This window comes from Methanofastidiosum sp. (genome assembly GCA_020854815.1).
GTDB lineage: Archaea > Methanobacteriota_B > Thermococci > Methanofastidiosales > Methanofastidiosaceae > Methanofastidiosum.
Genome location: JAHKLW010000025.1, coordinates 1 through 19,153, shown reverse-complemented (window position 1 = coordinate 19,153; position 19,153 = coordinate 1). Strand labels below are relative to the sequence as shown.

The window sequence follows — 19,153 nt, the reverse complement described above, 5'->3', positions numbered from 1 at the left end:
ATGTCTGAAAATCTAAATAATGGAAATATTTACAGTGAAAGAAAAAAAATTAACTCATTAAAAGTTCCTAAACTTAAAGAATATGAAAAAGTAGTTGGGAAGGAACCTATTGAAAAATTAAAGGAATTGGCAGAATCATTTGAGGGAGTTAAGTTACTAGAACTAAATTCTACTTCATATGGGGGCGGAGTAGCCGAGATGTTGAAATCTTCTGTTCCTTTCTTAAATCAATTTGGAATAGAGGATGACTGGAAGGTTATGAAAGGAAACGATGATTTTTTTAACGTTACTAAGTCAATCCATAATTTACTTCAAGGAAAAAAACATGATTTCACGAAAAATATGGAAGATATCTATACTTCTTGCACTGAAGAAAATGTAGATGGTAATATAATCGACGAAGAATATGATATAATTACTATCCACGATCCTCAACCTCTTGGCTTGGCAAAGTACCTGAAAAAGGATAATCAGAAATGGTTGTGGAGATGTCATATTGATTTGGATGTAGATGTTTTTGCGGACAATAAAAATTTACGAAAATTAATCACTGATCTAGCAAGCTATTATGATGCGGCTATTTTTTCTAAGGTTCAGTATATTGTATATTCTTGGGATCTACCAAAGTTTATAATACCCCCTTATATTGATCCCCTATCTGATAAAAATAAAGAATTGAAAGAAGAGTTAATCTCAGAAATCCTTGATAAATATCATATTGATAAAAACAAGCCAATAATATTACAGGTAAGTAGATTTGACAAGTGGAAAGATCCTGTGGGCCTTATATCAATTTATAAATCAGTAAAGCAGAAAGAAGACTGTCAGTTAGTCTTAGTGGGGAGCATGGCAAGTGATGACCCAGAAGGAGTTACTATTCTAGAAGATGTTAAGGAAGAAATAAAAAGCATTAAGGACGTATATATATTATTAAATCTCTCAGATGTTGAAGTAAACGCAATGCAAAGAGCAGCAACAGTAGTTGTGCAAAATTCAATAAAAGAAGGATTTGGGCTCACTGTAACTGAAGCATTATGGAAAGGTAAACCTGTGGTCGCTAGGCCAGTTGGAGGATTGACACTTCAAATAATCCCTGATAAAAACGGATTTCTAATTCACGGTGCCAAAAAACGTGCAGATAAGATAGTTTGGCTATTACGAAATCCTGACAAGGCGGAGATTATCGGAAAAAATGCAAAAGAATTTGTAATGAAAAGATTTATGATGCCTGGCAGGGTGTATGATTCAATTCTTACAATTAAGACCATGCCACATATTCCGAATGAGAGTATTGTCAGTTTTCATCCTTGGTATGAACTCTAATGTAAGGATTTGCACATTTTCAAAAATATATTAGTTTAATTTATTTGAAAATTCTAATCGTGTCTTTGGGAGGTTATCTGGGTACCGTTTTTGGATATATTCAATCATTTTTTCCCTAACATAACACCTTAAATCCCATAACTGGGGCGAATCTTTAGCACTAACTATTCCTCTAAGTTCCATCGTCTTTTCTGTTGTATCTGTAACTTGTAAAATACCAACCTTTTCATCCCATAGTTCTGAAGATTCAAGTATTTTTCGAAATTCTTGTTTTATTTCTAAGATGGGTATTTTATAATCAACATAAAAAAATACAGTCCCCAAAATATCTGCCGAAGATCTTGTCCAGTTCTGAAATGGGGTATCTATGAAATATGATATGGGTAAGATTAATCTTCTTTGGTCCCATATGCATACTACCACATATGTCAATGTTATTTCTTCTACCCTACCCCACTCCTTTTCGACTACAACTACATCATCTATTCTAATTGGCTGTGTAAATGCAATTTGAAATCCAGCCAATAGGTTAGAAAAAGATTTTTGAGCTGCAAACCCAATGACTATTCCTAAGACTCCAACTGAGGTAATTAATCCTACACCTATATTTTTAAGACTATCAAAACTTATTAATATCAATGAGCAACTAATTATTATAATTAAGAATATTAATACAGATTTTATATATTGAATTTGTGTGACGATTTTTCTTTCCTTTATATTGTCCTTCTTTGATAAATTAAATATTTGGTAAAGATAATCATTTAAGACGTTTACAAAAGAGATAGAAAGCCAAGTAAAATTAAAAATAACAATGATTTTAATAATTGAAGTTACAGTATTAATTCTAATAATTTCACTCTCAAAAATATTAGTTATTGTTATAAACAAGGCTAAAAAAGAAATAAATATTAAAGGATTTTTTAATTTAAAGAAATTAAAGAATTTTTCATCTCTATCAACTTTTTTTAAAATATAAAAGAAAATATTAATTATTAAGATACTAAAAATAATGCTTATTGCTAATATAAATATTTCTAATATCCAATGATTATCCAAGATCATTTTGATTGATTAATATTTGGAATTAATTTTCCCCATAAAAATACAATTAATCTAATAACTGTTATTATAACTAAAGTAAACCAAATAATTAATAATATTTCGGCTACAAGATTTAGAGGCGTTGATATAGATTCAAAAATACGGATATTGTTAATATTCTTAAATAATAAATATCCTAAAACTAACAAAATATGAAATAAGACTAGGTGCCTAAATGCTAAGTTGGGAAATGTGGGAACTACCTCTCTAAGATTTTCCATCTAATAATATTTGTAAAGGATATATAAAAGCTTTTTTGCCGAATTTGAAACTAAAATGAGTTATAATTGACAAAATGAGTAAAAATTATTCGTATTATAGAATTTAAAACATTAATTTTATTTATTCTAAAATTCTATATTATTCATGAAAATTGTAATATTAGCAGGAGGGTATGCAACAAGGCTTTGGCCAATTACGAGGAAAAGGTCAAAAGTATTTCTTCCAATAGGAAAACAAAACATATTAGATTTTGTCTACGAAAAAGTGAAAAAGTTGAACATTCCTATTATCATTTCAACAAACGAATTTTTTGAAGAAGATTTCAAAGAATGGATAAAAGATAAGGACGTTGAATTAGCAATAGAAAAGACAACTAAAGAAGAGGAAAAATTAGGGGCTGTTAAGGCCTTAGCACAGTTAGCTGAAGAGATAGACGATGAACTTTTTATCATTGCCGGAGATAATTTGTTCACTTTTGAACTAACAGATTTCTTAAAGTATTATAATAATATCAATGCACCTATTACCGCCCTATATGATATTAAAAGTATGGACCTTGCAAGAAGATATGGCATCGCGGAGTTAGAAGGCGATAGAATAATAAGATTTCATGAAAAACCTCCAAATCCACCCACTACAATGGCGGGGATAGCGATGTACATCTTGCCTAAGGATTCAGTCAGAATTCTATTAAACTATGTAAAAGAAAATAAAAAAGTGGATAATTTAGGCGATTTTGTAAGTTTTTTGTCGGGGAAAACTAATGTTTTCGGATATTCTTTCTCAGCGGGTTCGTGGCACGATATCGGGTCTCCGGATTCTTACTTAGATTCAATTAAAACATACATGAAAACATATATAGGAGATTGTGAAATATCACATAGTTGCAAGATTATTGAGCCAGTAGTAATAGGGGATAAATCTATAATTAAAAGCAAATCAGTGATAGGGCCTTTTACATATATCGGAAATGGATGCGAAATAGATGAATCTTCTATTACGAATTCAGTTATATTTGATAATACTAGTATAGAAAAATCAGTTATTAACAAAAGTATTGTTGATTCAAAGTGTAAATTGTCTAATGTAAAAATAAATAATTCAGCAGTTGGGGCGTACTCAAAGATTATATCGTAAAATAAAATATTAAAAATTTGTTATTTTTGAATAATGATCTATGGCATAAGATTCAATTTTGTGAATCAGGTTTAAAATTCCTTCAGCTGAGAGATTCCTAAAATAGAACCTGGAGGGTATATCAATTCATAATCGTGGGATATCCTCAAATTTAAAGAAATAATCTGCATTTTAGTATGGGTTTCTTAAAGATGCTATATTTATAAATGCTGTGGGGCATACCTCAGTGCAAGGCAGATTTTTACACGCTCTACAAAAAAATAATCGTGGCGCCCCTCTCGAATGCGCTTAAGCTTATAGTTAAAAATAGCTGACGAGTCTATCTCAAATTCGTTCTAGCACATGCAAACATGCAAAGACTACACCCAATACATTTCAGGTTTTTGATTTCTCGATATCTTTGATTTGTAACTGTTTGAATCTATCAATCCTCCTTTTTTCTTTCCAAAATCTTTCTAGTTTCAGCTTTGTATTCCTCAACGTTTGGCTGATTGAATGGATTAACATTCATTAAATATCCTAAATATACCATTTCAATCATCTTATATTGGAGAAATTGTCCAATTGCATATTCAGATTTGTTATTTATTCGAACTTCCATGAATGGTCTTTTGCGATTTCTGAATGTTTTGATAACACCTTTATATACCGCATTCATCAAAGTCTGTAACTTTTTTTCTTGTATTCCTTTAACTAATTTAGAATAAATTCTTTCTTTTGGGATTCTCAAAATAGTTCTATTATGCTTTATTTTAACAAAAGTAGTAAATTTATCATCTGGCCCCCCTAAATACAATTGTGTCATTGAATGTAGGTCTGTTGATCCTATAGATACTATTGGGGTTATACCTGTAAAAACATGCTCTCTTTTGAGATTATATTCCTTCCCAAGGCTTTCTGCCATTAATTGTTTGTACCACATACCTATTGATTCCATTCCCGGACTAAATAAAAACAGGTTATGTATGTTTCTTCCTCTTTTATAGTGGATATAAATCAAAGAAGCGCTTTTTGCCACAGGATTTAATTCTAAATTCTTGTTTATACTTTTTTGAATTATATCCTTTGCCCCGTTAAGCAATAGATCTATATTAACCCCTATTAATCCAAGAGGAAATAATCCTACAGCAGAAAAAACTGAATATCTACCTACAACTTTTCTTGGTATTTCTAATAAGGTAAAATTTTCTTCTAAAGCTAATTCCCATAACTTAGAATCTTTGTCAGAAGTAACAACTACATAGTCATAGTAATTTTTTTTATATTTTTTAAGAATATTTATAATTATCTCAGAATTTGCAATAGTTTCTGTAGTACTACCGGATTTACTGATTACATTAATAATTATGTTTTCTCCATTTTGTAATACTGTCTCTATAACTTGTATAATACTACTCAAAATATCTGAATCAACTGTATCTGCATATAATATCTTAACATCTGGATTTAATTCATTGTATAGTTTTCCAAGTATAGCTTCTTGAATGGCGATTGTTCCAAGATTACTTCCTCCAATTCCTATAACAACTAAATATTTGGGATTTAATTTTTTTTTCTCATATACCATTTTTTTTATAATCTTAAGGGATTCTTCGTCATAAGGAAGATTTATGAAAGATCTATAATCTTCATAATTTTTGTTTTTAACTACATTGTTTAAAATATCTATCTCATTTGTCAGATTTTTTTCTACCAGATTTATATCTATTGGTAATACCAAACTATCTTTAAAATCAAATTTCAATTCATTCATTTTAACACTTATTTTATTTTAATAATTTTATGAGGGTATTCACTAATTTTGGAGTCAATCTCTTCAATATTCAAAAATTTATTTTTTGCACCCAAATATTGAATCACTGATTCAGATTCAGTGGCCCCATATTCTAAGGCAATTTTGATATTTTTAGTTTTCATAAAACCTGTAAGAAATCCTGCGCCAAAACTATCTCCCGCCCCAGTAGTTTCTTTTACATTTACCTCGTTTGGTATGATCATATATCCTTCTTTTTTTGTGAAAGCATAAGCTCCATGATTGCCATCAGTTATTATTACTATTTCGGGCCCATAACTAAGTAAATTATCTGACATAAGTCTTGGATCAGTATGGCCAGTAATCATCTTAGCTTCTTCAAAATTTACACAAATTATGGTAGAATTATTAAGTATTTCTTCAAACTTTTGTATTCCTTTCCTAATTAAATAAGAACTTGGATTATACATTATTCCAATATTATTTTCATTTGCATATTTCGATATTTTTATTTGGGTGTCTAGGGATTCTTCAAGCATTGTACAAAGATAAAACCATTTGGTTTTTAGTCTTGATAAGTTGATTTCATTAAATCTAAGCTTATCATTTTTATCTTTTAGAGTAAGAATAGTTCGATCCCTACCTTTTGCATCCAGAATTACAGAATAATCTGAAGAACCTTCTTCTTTTATCAATAAAGACGTATCGCATTGAATGGAATTTAGATATTTCAATATTTTATCGGCATTATGATCATCCCCTATTTTCCCCAATAATGCAACTTTCAATCCAAATGTTGCAAATGCTCCAGCAGTATTTGTACCGCCTCCTCCAATTTCAAAATTCATTGATTTAACAAGAATCTTGCTCCCATATGGCACATATAATTGTCCATCTTTTGTTAGTCTAAATAGATCAGTTCCTGTGTCTACAAATAGATCTATAGTACAACTACCCATAGTAATGACATCATACATAATATCACCCCGGGTACTCCTTCATTATATTCTTAATTTTTTCATTTATTTTCCAAGAATCCTCTCTACTTCTTTGCCAAAGATTTCTTCCAAATATTATACCTGTAGCGCCAGCTTCCATTGAATATTTGACTTTGTTTAAAATATCTTGATCGCCAATCTTCGACCCCCCCGATACAAGAACCATTGTATTCCCGGCGGATTTAACTACTTTTTTTATACACTCTCCTTGCGACAAATACAATTTATTATATGGCTCTGGATACAAATCCATCTTTGATTCATCAATAACTGGAAAGTTAATTTTTATTATATCGGCACCCAATTCACATCCGACTCTTGCAGCATAATCAACAGCAAATAAAGATTCTTTTCCACCTTTTTCTTCTATAGCCTTTCCTCTAGGATAGGACCAGACTATTATTGGCATTCCATATCTATCTGCTTCTTTTTTTACTATTCTAAATTGATCAATATCTTCTTTTTGATTGGGAGTTCCAACATATAAAGTATATCCAACAGCATCTGCACCTAGCCTAACTGCATCCTCTACACTTGCCGTCAATGGTGAGATTGGGGCATCATCTTCAGGTATTGAAGTTTTCCCATTTAATTTTAGGACAAGAGGGATATTCCCCGCGTATTTTTTCATATATTTTTCTGCAAGCCCTATATGCATGACAATGCCAGATACTCCAAGACTTATTGCTAAATTTAGAATGTATTCTGGATCTAAGCTATCTGGATTTGAAAAGAAGTCACGTGGACCATGCTCTAAACCATGATCAATGGGCAATAGATTTAATTTTCCATTTCTCAATCCATATGTGTACATCAATCTATACAACCTAATCCTTTTACCAAGTGCCAAGTCCAAATTATTTAAAATATCCATATTCTACCCTCCATTTTTAAAATTACAACAAAAATGACTTCGTGAGAGTATTAGTATAATAGAAAATATTAATGCTAAAAATTATTTTCAATTAGCTATTTCCATTTTATTTTTTATAAAGCTTTCGATTTATTTTTTAAATGTTTTTATTAAATTCATATGGAATTTATCATTGCATAGTACGCTGCCCCGTATAAACTTACATCATAGTTAAGTATTACATATATTGGAATTGACTCAAGAACTTTTTTTTGCGTGGAACATTTTTCAAATTCTTTTAAAAAATCTTCAGTTTTAAAAATCTCTTTATTTTTACTCGCAATTCCTCCGGCAATATATAATCCTCCCAATGAGAGAGTGTCTAAGGCAAAGTTTTTTGCACATCTTCCATAAAATCTAGTAAATAATCTAAACGCTTCTTTAGATTTTTCATCAATATCCTTGTATTTAGATATCAACGAAGCTTTATCTTTGGATTTTTCTATTATTTTGTCATAATGTGTTTTTGAATATTCTCCAGATGCTTTCAAGAATAAATAAATCAACTCTATACCAGTACCGGATAATATATCCTCGTATCTTACTGAACTTTTAAGATTCTTTTTTTCTTTGATATACCTAACTAATCTAAACTCAAATTCATTATGTATGGGAAAATCTGTATGGCCCCCTTCACTAGGCAAAGGTGTGTATACTTCATTATAATTGTCATGAGCTAAAATTGCCTTTCCGAGGCCTGTTCCTGCACCAATAATGACCTTAGTTTTAGCTTTGTTTTGGTCATGCTTAGTAGATCTTACAATAAAAATATCCTTAGAATCCTCATCTTTGAGAAAATTAATCCCATAACCAATTGCTTGAAAATCATTAATTATAAATGCTTTAGAAATTTCTGTTTTCTGAATAACTTCATTTAGGTCAATACCCCATTTCAAATTAGTAAGCTTTACAATGTCTTTCTTAAGTTGCACTCCGGCACAACCAAAACATGCAACTTGTAAATCTATATTGTGGTTATTTTTAGTATATTCTAAGATCTCCCTAAGAGGTGGTACTATGGAGTTTATATTTTGACTCTTATAACGTTTATAAAACACTAAAGAAGGAATTTGTCCACATATCCCACAAACTCCTATTGTAGTATTAGTCCCCCCAACATCTGCAGCAAGAACATAACGTGAATAGGCTTTATTATTATTGACAAGATACTCTATTCCAAATTTATTTTTCAAGATTTCACCTCAAGATGTCGTCCCAATAATCCCTAAAAATTCCAATCAGAATATATTGATTTTTGATGTTTATATAATTTATCTCAATTAATAATTTAAACTAGAAAAACTATATTATATAGATTTGGTAAAATGAAAAGATTATTAATAGTTTCAAACAGACTGCCTATAACTATAGAAAAAAATAATGGAGATCTAAATTTTAAGCACAGCGTGGGTGGTCTTGCTACAGGACTTGCATCTTTCTATACAAACTATGATAGCGCTTGGATAGGTTGGTGTGGCCTTTCTTCAGATAAAATAAACATCGATGAAAAGAAATATATTAAGTCAAAATTATTAGAAGAATATCAAAATTACCCTGTTTTCTTATCAAAGAAAGACATTGAACAATATTATAACGGATTTTGTAATAGTACTTTATGGCCACTTTTTCATGGATTCACACAGTATACAGAATATGTAAAAAAGAATTGGGAGGCTTATAAAAGCGTAAACGAGAAATTCTGTGAAGCCGTATGTGAAATTGCAAAGACTGAAGATACAATTTGGTTTCATGACTACCACCTAATGTTACTTCCAAAACTAATTAGAGAAAAATTGCCTCAAACTTCAATAGGATTCTTCTTACATATTCCATTCCCATCTTTTGAGATATATAGGCTGTTACCTTGGAGAAGAGAGATTCTTGAGGGACTTCTTGAAGCTGATTTGATTGGGTTTCATATATCTGATTATTCAAGACATTTCTTATCTGGAGTATTAAGGGTATTAGGGTTTGAAAATGTTGCAGGTAAGGTCTTCACAGGAAAAAGTTTTTTTGAAGCAGATGCATTTCCTATGGGAATAGAGTATGATAAATTCTCAAATATGGTAAAAGATGCAAATGTTCAGAAAAAAATAAATGAAATACGTGAAAAAATTGGAGAATATAAAATTATTTTCTCAATTGATAGACTTGATTATACAAAAGGAATTCTTCAAAGACTAGAGGCGTATGACTATTTTCTTGATAAATATCCTATGTATAGGGGGAAGGTTGAATTAATACTTGTAACAGTTCCATCAAGGACTAAAGTTGAACATTATGAAAAACTTAAAAACAAGATTGATGAAAGAGTTGGAAAAATAAACGGAAAATATGGTAGAGTAAACTGGACACCAATTATATATCTATATCGGTATATCTCGTATTATTCTCTTCTTTCATTGTACAATCTTTCTGATGTGGGATTAGTAACCCCCATAAGAGATGGAATGAATTTAATTGCTAAGGAGTTCATCGCTTCGAAAAGTGATGGAAAAGGTGTACTTATTCTTAGCGAAATGGCCGGTGCTTCAGTTGAACTTGGAGAAGCATTGATAGTTAATCCAAATAATATAGAAGAAATTGCAGATGCGATTAGAAAAGCATTGGAAATGCCACTTGATGAACAGATTGAAAGAAATAGAATCATGCAAAAAAGATTAAAAAAATATAATGTAACAAGATGGGCAGAAGATTTTATGATAAAACTTGAAGAAGTAAAAAATGAACAGAGAACGCTTGAAGTAAAACTTATTCTAACTTCAACTAAACAGAGCATGATAGATAGATACAAAAACAGTGAAAATCGTTTGTTCTTGCTCGATTATGATGGAACTTTAGTCCCTTTTTCAAACGCACCTCATAAGGCATCGCCCGATAATGAATTAATTTCTATTCTAAAAAATCTTTCAAATGATTCTAAAAACAATGTTGTCATAATAAGTGGGCGCGATAAAAATACTCTTGAGAGTTGGTTTAAAGATATTAATCTAAGTCTGATAGCCGAACACGGCGGACAAATTAAAGAAAAAGGAAGTAATTGGATTTTGACTGAACCAGAAGGAGAGGATTGGAAAGAAAAAATCTTACCCCTATTGGAATTGTATGTCGATAGAACTCCCGGATCATTAATCGAAAATAAGGAACTTTCCCTTGTTTGGCACTATAGAAAAGTAGATCCCGAGTTAGCAGCTATAAGATCCAGAGAACTAAAAGCAGCTTTAATGCACCTAACATCTAATCTAAATGTGGGAGTTTTTGAAGGTAATAAAATTATTGAAATTAAGAATATTAACATAGATAAAGGGCAAGCAACTTCCAACTGGCTTAATAAGAAAAAATGGGATTTTATATTTGCTATTGGTGATGATTTCACAGATGAAGATATTTTTAAAGTAGTACCAGAAAATGCATATTCTATAAAGGTAGGTATAGAGCCTTCTCAAGCTAAGTACAATGTTAAATCTCCTAAAGAAGTTAGAATTCTACTAAAGGAACTAAATTCCCCAATTTCAAACGATTAATCTTCTTTTCATCAGTTTTATTGAAACAAAGAAAAATACCGAAGTTGCAACTAAAATCCATATTATACTAAGGAAAGTCGCCACATTAATTGCAGACAATGTTATTGCACGATTTACTATTACCACATGTGCCAATGGTAAGATTCCTAATGCCACATATTGCACTGTGGCGGGCAATAAAGTTAAGGGAAAGAAGGTGCCACTGAACAGGAACATTGGCGTGATAAATAGAAACATTGGATAGTTAAGAGTATCTATGTTAGGGGTGATAGCAGTAAAACACATAGCGATAGATGCAAATAATAACCCACTCAAAAATGCGAATGGAATAATTAATAATGACGAAGGTAACTCAACCACCCCAAAAAGCAAAAGAACAGGTAACATAAAAGTAGCATATACTGTACTTCTTGTAGCACCCCATAATAGTTCTCCAGCTATTACTTCTTCTATAGATACAGGTGTTGCTATCATCGCATCAAATGTTTTGAGATAGTACATTCTAACAAAAGACGTGTATGTGCATTCAAAGAAAGAAGCATTCATTACAGATATTGAAACTAAAGCAGGAGCGATAAATTTAACATAAGATATACCCTCAATATTATCTATAAAGCTCCCTAGACCAAATCCCAACGCTAGAAGGTATAACAAAGGCTCCAGAAATGGAGGTATTACATTTAGTCGCCATGTTTTAAAAAACGTAACAAAATTCCTTCGCCAACCCTTAGTTATCCGATAACTTAGATCCATAATATCAATCCCTTAGTTTTCTCCCAGTAAGCTTCAAAAACACATCTTCAAGCGTGGCAGGTCTTGCTGTGACCCCACTATGGGTGCATTGATTTAACAGGAGATTAGTTACTTTCTGGATATTTTCTGTATAGATCTCAACATTATCGTTTCCAATATCATATTTTATATCGTTTTTATCTAAACAGGATTTTATCTCTGCAGTATTCTCAGCTTCTACAATATGATCTCCAACATATCTCTTAATGAGTTCGTTTGGGGCCCCTTCAACAAGTATTTGCCCATTGTCCATTATTACCAATCTATCGCAAAGCCTTGCAGCTTCTTCCATATAATGAGTCGTGATGATCACAGTAATTCCTTTTGAGGATAGGTCTTTAAGTTTCTCCCAGATTAGATGCCTTGCTTGAGGGTCAAGCCCTGTAGTAGGTTCGTCTAATATCAAAAGTTTAGGATTATTAATCATAGCCCTTGCCAAGACCAATCTTCTTTTCATCCCCCCGGACAGCTTTTCAATTGAACTGTCCTTTTTTTCTGTGATCTGTATATATTCAATTAGCTCCTTTGCCCTCTTTATTGCCTCTTGTTTAGGAATATCAAAATATCTCGAATACTGCAAAAGATTCCCAATAACAGTGAAATCCGGATCAAGATTATCAATCTGAGGAACAACGCCCATGAGTTTCTTGATTTTCCTGGGATTTTTATCAACATCAAGATTAAATACTTTTAGCTCTCCCGAAGTTTTTGGCGATACGCATTGAATCATCTTCATAGTTGTAGTTTTACCTGCGCCGTTAGGTCCCAAAAATCCAAAAACTTCTCCTTCCTTTACCTTGAAATTAATCTTATTGACGGCTATAACATCACTAAATTTCTTTTCTAGATTTTTAGCTTCAAGGACAATGGACAATGAAACACCTTTCTAGAAAATTATTTCGTATTATAAAAGTCTTTACTTGATTTTATACTATTAAATTTGGATTTTAAACGATTAATTTAAATAGTACAAAGAGTAAAATGTAATTGGGAGAATAATGGCATCTATATTGTATTTATATCTCGCAATAGCCAATTTCGTCTTGCTCTTGATTTTATACTCTTCCCTTGTAAAAAATAAACATAAAGTCAAATATCTTTATGCACTTGGAATTACTGAAGTGTTATGGGTGGTACTCTATATCTTTCCTTTCAAAAAACTCACATCAGACTTTGTTGATTGTATAGTAAAATTACTCTAATTGATGTTATGTTAAAAGATTCGAATAATTGGAAAATACTCCTACGGTTAAACCCAGTTACTCCTTTAATTCTTTCAAATAATAAAGCGATAAACTATTTCACAAGGCTAGAGTTATTGGATGAAGATCCTGGAAATATTGAAGCGTTATGGGAACTGCCAGGGGCCGTATCTTTATTGAATAGACAACAAGAAGATGGGTCGTGGAAATATTCTGGGGGTAAAGAAGAGATTCGCTCTCAGATGAATTACAATCAACTTGAGACCTATCGAACAATGAGAGTTTTAATTGAAAAGTACGGCCTAAACAACACAAATAATGCAATTTCAAAGGCTTGTGAATTTCTATTTTCATTTCAAACTGAAGAAGGAGATTTCAGAGGCATATATGGTAATGAATACACTCCAAATTATTCTGCGGGCATAATGGAGATGTTAATCAAAGCAGGTTATGGAAAAGATGATAGAATTGATCTTGGTATCAATTGGCTTTTATCAATGAGGCAAAATGATGGAGGCTGGGCCATACCATTTAGAACTACAAAATGCAAGATATCTGAAGTGTTCTATAAAAATGAGCAAACTGAGCCAATCAAAAATGATCCAACTAAGCCATCATCTCATCTAGTGACGGGCATAGTGTTAAGGGCTTTTGCAGCGCATGGGCACTACAGAAAAACAAATGAAATAAGAAAAGCCGGCGCTTTTCTCAAATCCCAATTTTTTAAGAAAGACAACTATACTGATCACGGCTCACCCGAATACTGGGGAAAGCTAGCTTATCCTTTCTGGTGGACGGATATTGTTTCTTCTCTTGACTCTCTTTCCAAGTTAAAATTTACTAAAGAAGACTATGACACCAAGAGGGGGTTAGATTATTTAATTGAAAACCAAAGGTCTGATGGAACATGGAAAGTATACTATGGGCTTCCAAAAGAGGATGAAAATGATTTGTGGATTACTTTGGCAATTTGCAGGGTATTCAAGAGATTCTAGTCGATTTGAAAGAATCCGATAGATTTAAATATCGGTAACTATCATTAATTTGTAATAATGGTGTCAATTATGAAAGGAAAAATTGCTATATTAATTTCTTTGTTAATTGTAGTTTCTTTTATATCCGGATGCACGACTTCTGAAGTTTTTGTCAATAATAATGAATTCTACGGCTGTATTCAGGAGCCCGTACTAATGGATGAAGATGTGCAAAGTGGACTAAATCAGATATATGAAGGATACCTCGCTGAATGCCAGCAAGAGTGCCCTACCTGCAAATGTGAAGCAGATGCAAAGATAGAAACTTTTAGGGGATTGGCAGGCGCATGGGTACCGGGGCTTTTAGGTGAGAGAGTAACCCTACCGTTTTCTTATAACATTAATAGATGCTCACCTTCCCAGTATTATCGTCTTAATAATACTGATTTAAGTATAGATACCCGAAAATGTCCTGAATTACAAACTATTAATAGCAATGATTCTAGTACCAATATATTCTCTTTTCCGTTTTCATCGTTCATACTGTATCTCTTTGAATATATAAATATGGGGCTGGATGACGAAGAGCCCTTGGAGGACGGATGTATTCCAACTTCCTTTAAAGATCAATACCTTCCACCCAATAGCAAATGCCAACTAAAAGAAGGATATGTTTTAGTCATTACTTCAGAATCTCCCAGCCTAATATTTAACGGAAATGAAATAAATCCACTGGAAGAGGAAAGTAGTAATTACTACACATACATGTTATATTTCTATTCAGGTTGGGACAAAGCTCTAATTGATGATTTTCTTGCAAATAATACCTCGGGGCCATTCAATATATCTGGAGTCTATGCATATAACAAAATCCCTTCAAGTATCAATATTACCTATGATGATTGGGAAGGTCAACCCACTACAAATGTATTTCTTTATAGAGAGTGCTGCTGGAACTGCAATCCAAAACCTTCACTTCCTGCAACTATCCTCTATCCAAAAGTTGACATAGAAAGCTTTACATTAAATAACGGAGATGCAATTATACAAGATGGAAAGATAATATCTTCATTTACTATTGCTCCGGGAGTTCAAAATACAACTATAGGTGTTGAGAACAGAGGATTCTTTACCCAGAACAACGTTTACATTAAATTTGTCGGATTGCCAGAAGGGATGGAAGCCATTACAACACCAGAATTACAAAAGATTAAAGCACACAATATTGGCACATATGAAACTACTTTTACAGTTGGGCCAAATGTACCTTCAGGCACATACAAGATATCTCTGATCGCTTATTCTCCAAATGGAATATTTGATACAATAATTATGGACCTAGTAGTTCCATAAATTTATTTTTTAATTTTTAATTAAGCATATATACTAAAAATTCTTAGATAGATTGAGATGATAAGAAATAAACTAATGGATATAGGATTGTACTCTCTAACTATAAATCCCCTAATTAAATATTCCATCACGGAAATAACAACTAATTGTATTAAATGTAATAAGACTGTTCTGGAACAAATAATAAACAGTATAGAAACTGAAGAAGAACCTATAATGTGTAAAAGGTGCACTATCTTATTCTACTTTTATAAGCCCTGGATCCCCCTCTTAAGGCTTTTTGGATTTGCAGTTAGCAGAAACTCTCTAAAGACAGTTCCCACATTTTCTGAAGGATATTCCCTTTCCTCTTACACTAAAGGTGTGCATTCTGTTTTGGAAGGGATAAACTCATTTGGCTTAAGGAAGCCCCTTACCTTTAATTCACCAGTTTCTGTTATTCTAGAACTTACAAGATACTGTAATCTAAACTGTAGCTATTGTTATGTTAACACATTTAATATTAATTCAAATAAAAAAGAAAATCAATCCGATCTGCCTACAGAAAAATGGGTCAAAATACTCGATAATCTCAAAGAGGCAGGCGTTTTATCCCTTGTCTTTTCAGGAGGTGAGCCGTTGCTCAGAGATGACTTTTTTACAATTGCAGAGTATGCCAATAAACTGGGATTTGCAACATCTCTTGCAACAAATGGAACGCAATTAGATAGGGAGATTGCTAAGAATATCAAAGAATCCGGAATAAGCTATGTAGAAATAAGTGTATTTAGTTCTATAGAAGAAATAAACGATGCCCACAGGAAAAAGGATTCTTTTAAGAAATCTATCAACGCCATTAAATTCTGTAAAGAACAAAACCTTACTGTAGGTTTATCTCTGACGCTTACTCGCTTAGTGAAAGACGAGGTGCAAAGCTTTTTAGAACTTGCAAAAAATGCTGGGGCGGACACATGCATATTTTTAAATTATGTCCCCTCCGGAAGTGGAAATGATCCTCTGGCCATAGACAACGGAAACAAAGAAAAGATGCTAACTGAAATCCTAAATAAGCGTAAAGAGTATGATCAATATTTTAGGAAAATTGTAGTACTTCAAGCGCCAGAAATCTCTCAGCTCCATTTTGAAAAACAAAATAATAAAGAACTGATGCAGATTGGATTTACTAAATTTGATAAACCTGGGTGGGGTAAATACATAGAATATGTCGGAGGCTGCTCTGCAGGAAGATTCCTTTTGGCAATATCTAGTGAAGGAACTATCATGCCCTGCCCTTTTCTTAGAATGGATTTGGGCAATGTCCTAGATGGAAATCTTGATTTAATATGGAAAGATAACATTGCATTAACTCAAATGCGAGACAGGGATAACTGGGAAGGCAAGTGCGGAGCTTGCAAATACAAAATAATATGTGGCGGATGCCGAGCAAGAGCATACATTAAATCAAATAGTATGTTAGCTGAAGACCCATCATGTTCTTATATGTTTCAATAGTCTTTTGTCGTTTTTCAAAACTAGGTTAATCTATGATAACGTTCGCTTTTAATAAGCTTTGAAAAAATATTATTTATTATATGGGATAAATTTAAATATATATAAACATATTAATTATGTCCTTTTAATAAAGGAATAAAATTATTATAATAAAGGAGGAAAAATGAAAAAAGATATTTATGTCTTGTTAATAGGGGTATTAGTATTTTCAGTAGTCCTAGCAGGCTGCTCAAGCCCTAAACCAACAACACAGGAGATCACCATCAATCTTACAGCCAAAGATATGGCATTTGACAAGAGCACTATAACTGTGCCACCTGGCGCCCATGTAAAGTTAATATTTAGCAATCTGGACGCAGGAGAATCTCACAACGTTGCAATATATGAAACATCAGAAGCTAAGGATTCCATATTTGTTGGAGCAATTATAATAGGCGTGGCAACTACCACTTATGAATTTAATGCCCCAACAAAAGTTGGAACATATTTCTTTAGATGCGATGTGCACCCTTTAATGAATGGCCAATTTGTAGTGCAAACTGGGGCAACAGGTTCAACTAGTGGATCTGGTTCAGGTTACTAATAAAAAATTCTGAGGCCTTAATGGCCTTATTTTATTGAATAGCTTTAATTATTAAATTATTTATCCAATTAGGGCGGGATATTCAACTAAAATACTCTATTCTAGAAACCTCCATTACTCAATTTTTAAAATCACTAAAAAACTCAAAATGTCAACTTATATAATATTTAGAATATATGTTGTAATAATTATTGCAATTAATTTTACTAATATTAGGAGATACTAATATTCAGAATTATAAAAATTTATATAATTTATTTTTTATTGGCTAACTAAAAATATCAAAAACTCACTATTTCAAAATATATATTATATATAGTATATAATCAAATAATTATTGCATTTGATATTCACGTTTTTGGTATTAGTACCTAATAATAGAATACCATAACCTAGTGAAATTATGTGAAATATAGGTAATGGGATCGGTATTTATTAATCAGAACTTACCATTAGTTAAAGTTAAATATAATAATCACTTATTTAATAAGGATTTATAGGAGGTCTATTCATTTGTCAGATGAAGCAATTTTAAAAATGGATGCATTGATAGGAGATTATACAGAAAAGATTACAGGTATCAGGTACGATGAGCAGATAAAGAGATGGAACATATCGGACATAGGTTTAGCCCAATATGCTGCAATGACTTTGGGAATTATAATTGGTGGTTACATATCTTCTTTTGTAATAAAGCATTTGAGGGCATTAATAATAATTTTTGTTCTATTGTCAATTAAGCCACTTTACAGATTTTTAAAATAATTACTAAGAATCATGTATTTAGGCCCTATGCATACAGATTAATTAAGGATAATTGCAATAATTATATAAAACTATATTTTAAACAATATAATAATATAAAATAATTGCAATATATTATTCATTTATCTAGTTAGTTATGGAATGCCAATCCCATATTTTTTCCTAGTAAAGGCGTTTATTAAAAGATGAAAATGGAATCGAAATTCATTTACCAACTTTTAGATAAGTTAACTATAAATACTTATTTACCCTAGGTAGTATAGTGAGATTATGGGATTTACAAAATGGATGGATAATAATACAAAAAAATTAAGCGTGTGGGATATAGGATTAGTTAAAATTAGTGCAATGCTATTTGGCCTTATTATTGGAGCTTACATTCCGCTTTTCGTAAGACAGTACCTTATACTTTTCATAGTGCTTTTTGTACTAGTTTCTATACTGCCAATTTACAAATTTTTTAAATAATTTCTTATCACTTTTTATCTGATTAGCCCATACTAATTAACCTAAAAAGGGGATTCTAGAAGTTGTTAAAAGTAAGAGATCTGATATTTTCTGAATGATGGTGCCGTAAAAATACTGTATGATCTGTCTTATCCTAATCTCATTTATTTTAATCCTAATTTTCCCCCAAAGGGCCTAAAATTGTCCCTTTTTAGCGAAATTTACGCGAAAATCGTCTATGCTACGTATAATGTATATTATACGCAATAAATTAGGGTATAAATACTAGGAAAAAGCAGGATAAATAGACTATTTAGGCCCTATTTTACCCCTATTTCACAATACCTCAGAAACTTAAAAATCTTAGTATTTTGCAAAAACGGTTTTTTTATGGCATAGGGGTAGCTTACTCAAAGTATAAAATGCGTTCTAGAGGGATATTTTTAAAGTCTTAAAAGAATTAACATAATGATACTATGGTGGAAGCTTCTAATGAAATAAGTGAATATATTAACAGCTTACCAGAGGATAAAAAAGAGATTGTAAAAGCGCTTAGAAGCATTATTTTGTCT

17 protein-coding genes are annotated in these 19,153 nt (G+C 31.7%); 9 read left to right on the top strand and 8 right to left on the bottom strand.

What is annotated here, in order from left to right; all coding sequences use genetic code 11:
• Window positions 1–1,323 carry a glycosyltransferase gene (locus KO464_02885; protein MCC7572315.1) on the top strand — a complete coding sequence of 441 codons (1,323 nt, stop codon included), beginning with the start codon at window positions 1–3 and terminating at the stop codon, window positions 1,321–1,323.
• Window positions 1,324–1,353: 30 nt separating this feature from the next.
• On the opposite strand, the gene KO464_02880 is transcribed toward KO464_02885, so the two are convergent.
• Window positions 1,354–2,388 (bottom strand): mechanosensitive ion channel family protein, encoded by a 1,035-nt coding sequence (locus KO464_02880; GenBank protein ID MCC7572314.1) that lies wholly within the window; start codon window positions 2,386–2,388, stop codon window positions 1,354–1,356.
• A complete protein-coding gene (locus tag KO464_02875; protein MCC7572313.1) occupies window positions 2,385–2,648 on the bottom strand; it encodes a hypothetical protein in 264 nt (87 codons plus the stop codon). Before KO464_02875 ends, KO464_02880 begins: the two co-directional genes overlap by 4 nt.
• A gap of 145 nt (window positions 2,649–2,793) precedes the next feature.
• Between KO464_02875 and KO464_02870 the strand changes: the two genes are divergently transcribed.
• Window positions 2,794–3,786 (top strand): NDP-sugar synthase, encoded by a 993-nt coding sequence (locus tag KO464_02870; protein MCC7572312.1) that lies wholly within the window; start codon window positions 2,794–2,796, stop codon window positions 3,784–3,786.
• Window positions 3,787–4,210: 424 nt separating this feature from the next.
• Here the strand turns inward: KO464_02870 and KO464_02865 are convergent, their stop codons facing one another.
• The 4 genes from KO464_02865 to KO464_02850 form a co-directional block, all read right to left on the bottom strand.
• A complete protein-coding gene (locus KO464_02865) occupies window positions 4,211–5,539 on the bottom strand; it encodes a hypothetical protein (GenBank protein MCC7572311.1) in 1,329 nt (442 codons plus the stop codon).
• Window positions 5,540–5,547: 8 nt separating this feature from the next.
• Window positions 5,548–6,516 carry a carbohydrate kinase family protein gene (locus tag KO464_02860; protein ID MCC7572310.1) on the bottom strand — a complete coding sequence of 323 codons (969 nt, stop codon included), beginning with the start codon at window positions 6,514–6,516 and terminating at the stop codon, window positions 5,548–5,550.
• A gap of 4 nt (window positions 6,517–6,520) precedes the next feature.
• On the bottom strand, window positions 6,521–7,411 hold the full coding sequence (locus tag KO464_02855) for a fructose-bisphosphate aldolase (protein ID MCC7572309.1): 891 nt from the start codon (window positions 7,409–7,411) through the stop codon (window positions 6,521–6,523).
• Between the two features lie 155 nt (window positions 7,412–7,566).
• On the bottom strand, window positions 7,567–8,643 hold the full coding sequence (locus tag KO464_02850; GenBank protein MCC7572308.1) for a glucokinase: 1,077 nt from the start codon (window positions 8,641–8,643) through the stop codon (window positions 7,567–7,569).
• Window positions 8,644–8,775: 132 nt separating this feature from the next.
• Between KO464_02850 and KO464_02845 the strand changes: the two genes are divergently transcribed.
• Window positions 8,776–10,974 (top strand): bifunctional alpha,alpha-trehalose-phosphate synthase (UDP-forming)/trehalose-phosphatase, encoded by a 2,199-nt coding sequence (locus KO464_02845; protein MCC7572307.1) that lies wholly within the window; start codon window positions 8,776–8,778, stop codon window positions 10,972–10,974.
• Here KO464_02845 and KO464_02840 read toward each other — a convergent pair.
• Both KO464_02840 and KO464_02835 read right to left on the bottom strand, forming a co-directional pair.
• Window positions 10,963–11,727, bottom strand: coding sequence for an ABC transporter permease (locus KO464_02840; GenBank protein ID MCC7572306.1), 765 nt, complete (start codon window positions 11,725–11,727; stop codon window positions 10,963–10,965). The genes KO464_02845 and KO464_02840 overlap by 12 nt on opposite strands.
• A gap of 4 nt (window positions 11,728–11,731) precedes the next feature.
• On the bottom strand, window positions 11,732–12,640 hold the full coding sequence (locus tag KO464_02835) for an ATP-binding cassette domain-containing protein (protein MCC7572305.1): 909 nt from the start codon (window positions 12,638–12,640) through the stop codon (window positions 11,732–11,734).
• Between the two features lie 336 nt (window positions 12,641–12,976).
• Here KO464_02835 and KO464_02830 point away from each other — a divergent pair, with 336 nt between their 5' ends.
• The 6 genes from KO464_02830 to KO464_02805 all read left to right on the top strand — a co-directional run bounded on the left by KO464_02830 (window position 12,977) and on the right by KO464_02805 (window position 18,602).
• The gene (locus KO464_02830; protein MCC7572304.1) at window positions 12,977–13,963 is read left to right on the top strand and encodes a hypothetical protein; all 987 of its coding nucleotides are present in this window, start codon (window positions 12,977–12,979) and stop codon (window positions 13,961–13,963) included.
• A gap of 69 nt (window positions 13,964–14,032) precedes the next feature.
• Window positions 14,033–15,295 carry a hypothetical protein gene (locus KO464_02825; protein MCC7572303.1) on the top strand — a complete coding sequence of 421 codons (1,263 nt, stop codon included), beginning with the start codon at window positions 14,033–14,035 and terminating at the stop codon, window positions 15,293–15,295.
• A 57-nt stretch (window positions 15,296–15,352) separates the two neighbouring features.
• On the top strand, window positions 15,353–16,786 hold the full coding sequence (locus KO464_02820; protein MCC7572302.1) for a radical SAM protein: 1,434 nt from the start codon (window positions 15,353–15,355) through the stop codon (window positions 16,784–16,786).
• 163 nt (window positions 16,787–16,949) lie between these two features.
• Window positions 16,950–17,369 (top strand): cupredoxin domain-containing protein, encoded by a 420-nt coding sequence (locus KO464_02815; protein ID MCC7572301.1) that lies wholly within the window; start codon window positions 16,950–16,952, stop codon window positions 17,367–17,369.
• A gap of 513 nt (window positions 17,370–17,882) precedes the next feature.
• Window positions 17,883–18,134 carry a hypothetical protein gene (locus tag KO464_02810; protein ID MCC7572300.1) on the top strand — a complete coding sequence of 84 codons (252 nt, stop codon included), beginning with the start codon at window positions 17,883–17,885 and terminating at the stop codon, window positions 18,132–18,134.
• A gap of 270 nt (window positions 18,135–18,404) precedes the next feature.
• Complete coding sequence (locus KO464_02805; GenBank protein ID MCC7572299.1) at window positions 18,405–18,602, top strand: hypothetical protein; 198 nt, start codon at window positions 18,405–18,407, stop codon at window positions 18,600–18,602.
• Window positions 18,603–19,153: the final 551 nt, after the last annotated feature.